The 2,057-nt window shown below is 77.6% G+C and carries 1 protein-coding gene and 2 pseudogenes; 1 reads left to right on the top strand and 2 read right to left on the bottom strand.

Going from position 1 to position 2,057, the window contains the following annotated elements:
• A pseudogene (locus tag HLB09_RS16195) lies at positions 1-344 on the bottom strand (hypothetical protein); the annotation flags it as partial.
• Positions 341-1,321: a Bug family tripartite tricarboxylate transporter substrate binding protein gene (locus tag HLB09_RS16200; protein WP_171204338.1), complete on the bottom strand. Its 981-nt coding sequence runs from the start codon at positions 1,319-1,321 to the stop codon at positions 341-343. The pseudogene HLB09_RS16195 and the gene HLB09_RS16200, both read right to left, overlap by 4 nt.
• A gap of 240 nt (positions 1,322-1,561) precedes the next feature.
• On the opposite strand from HLB09_RS16200, the pseudogene HLB09_RS16205 reads away from it, so the two are divergent.
• A pseudogene (locus tag HLB09_RS16205) lies at positions 1,562-1,969 on the top strand (universal stress protein); the annotation flags it as partial.
• Positions 1,970-2,057: the final 88 nt, after the last annotated feature.

Here is a 2,057-nt window from a genome sequence, read left to right on the forward strand (position 1 = left end):
GGCGCCGCCCCGCCCTCACGGCCCGCCGCGTCCCGCCGCGCCGCCCGGCGCTGGCGGACGACGTCGACCCAGAGGCCCGCCGCCACCGCCCACGCGAGGACGAGCACCAGCGCGGGGAAGAAGCGCGGCCCCGGGCCGCCCTCGCTGCTCGTGTTGGCGTCCATGACGACGAGGCCGTACGTCAGGTACAGGGCGAAGGCCGTGACGACGAGCGCCATCGCGGGCGACCCCCGCGACGGCTCGGGCGCCGCGAGGGGCGCGCGCTCGCTCGTGCCACCGGCGACGTCGTCGGCCTCGCCGCCCACGGGGCGGCCCGGGCGGTCGGTGCCCGCGGGGGTGGTCACAGGCCCGCCTCCTCGAGGATCGCCTGGATGCGGGCGACCTCCTCGTCGATGAACGTCGTGAAGTCGTCACCGGTGAGCTCGGCGTCCACCCACGCGTTCGTCTCGAGCACCTGCTGCCACTCCGGGGTGGCGAGCGTCTCGGAGACGATGTCGGTGAGCTCCTGCCGCTCCTCGTCCGTGAGGCCGGGCGGTGCGAGGACGCCGCGCCAGTTGCCCTGGTGCACGTCGTAGCCGAGCTCGTAGAGCGTCGGGATGCCGACCTCGGGCTGCGGCTCGGGCGCCGACATGGCGAGGGCCCGCAGCGTCCCGGCCTCGATCTGGTCGGCGAACTCGTTGTAGCCGCTGATGCCGACGTCGCTGGCGCCGGACAGGAGCGCCTGGATGGCCTCGCCGCCGCCGGAGTAGGCGATGTAGTTGACCTCCGTGGCGGGCACGCCCACCTCGAGGGCGAGCTGCGCCGCGAGGAGCTGGTCGGTGCCGCCGAGCGAGCCGCCGCCGACGGCGACGGCGCCCGGGTCCTCCTGCCAGGCCGCGACGAGGTCGTCGACCGACTCCAGCGGCGAGTCCGCCGGCACGACCACGACCTCGTAGTCGTCGGTCGTCCGCGCGATCGGCGTGACGTCGTCGAAGCCCACCGGGCTGTCGTTGATCTCGACGCCGCCGACCATGACGGTCCCGGTGACCATGAGGACGTCGCCCCGGCCCTCCATCTGCTGCAGCTGGGCCAGCCCGATGGTGCCCGCGGCCCCGGTGATGTTGACGACCTGCGGGTTCGTCACGACGCCGGTCTCCCGCATCGTCCCCTGCAGCCGGCGGGCGAGGGTGTCCCACCCGCCGCCGGGCGAGGCCGGCGCGATGATCGTCAGGCCGGTGCGGGCCCCCGAGAGGGTGCCCGCGCTGCGGGCGTCCCAGGCCGCCGCCCCGACGAGGGGCACGAGCAGCGCCACCCCGATGACCGCACGCGCGCGTCGTCGCACGATGCCACTCCTCGTCCGGGGCCCTCGGGGCCGCTCTCGTCGGCCGCCGCCCCGACCGGCCACCACCGGTCCCGGCCACGACGCCGCTCCTCGTCGGCGGGGACGGTACCCGCACCGGGAGCGCCCGGAGGCGGCCCGGCCGGGGAGCGGACGCGTGACGTGCGCGACACGGCGCGGGCGCCTGCGCCGTCGGCGGCGCGTGGTAGCAAGTGCTGAGCCGGGCGGACGAGCCGCCGGGCCGGTGCGGAGGTGGTCGTCGTGGTGGTCCTCGTGGGCTGGTCGGGCACGGCGGAGGGGGCTGCGGCGCTCGAGCGCGGCGCGGTCGAGGCGCAGCTGCGCGACCTGCCGCTGGCGGTCCTCGACCTGGGCGCGCGCGACGACCACGGCGAGGCGGCCCGGCACGCGGTCGCCGGCCTGCAGCCGGCGCCGGCGGCCGTCCGGGTGCTGCCGCGCCCGGAGCACCAGGAGCCGGTCGACGCGCTCCTCGACGCGGTCGTCGCCGAGGGCGCCGACCTGGTCGTCGTCGGCACGCGGCGGCGCTCGCCCGTGGGCAAGTTCCTCCTCGGCAGCACCGCCCAGCGCGTCATCCTCGGCGCCGAGGCGCCCGTGCTCGTCGTCAAGGCCGGCCGGGAGGGCGGCGAGGGCTGAGGTCCTCGGAGGGGGAGCGCCGTCGGGCTCAGGCCCGGGCGGGCGCGGGCGCCCCCCCGCGGCTGCGCACCCCGCGCGAGGCGACCAG

This window comes from Pseudokineococcus marinus (assembly GCF_013004605.1).
Taxonomy (GTDB): Bacteria; Actinomycetota; Actinomycetes; order Actinomycetales; family Quadrisphaeraceae; genus Pseudokineococcus; species Pseudokineococcus marinus.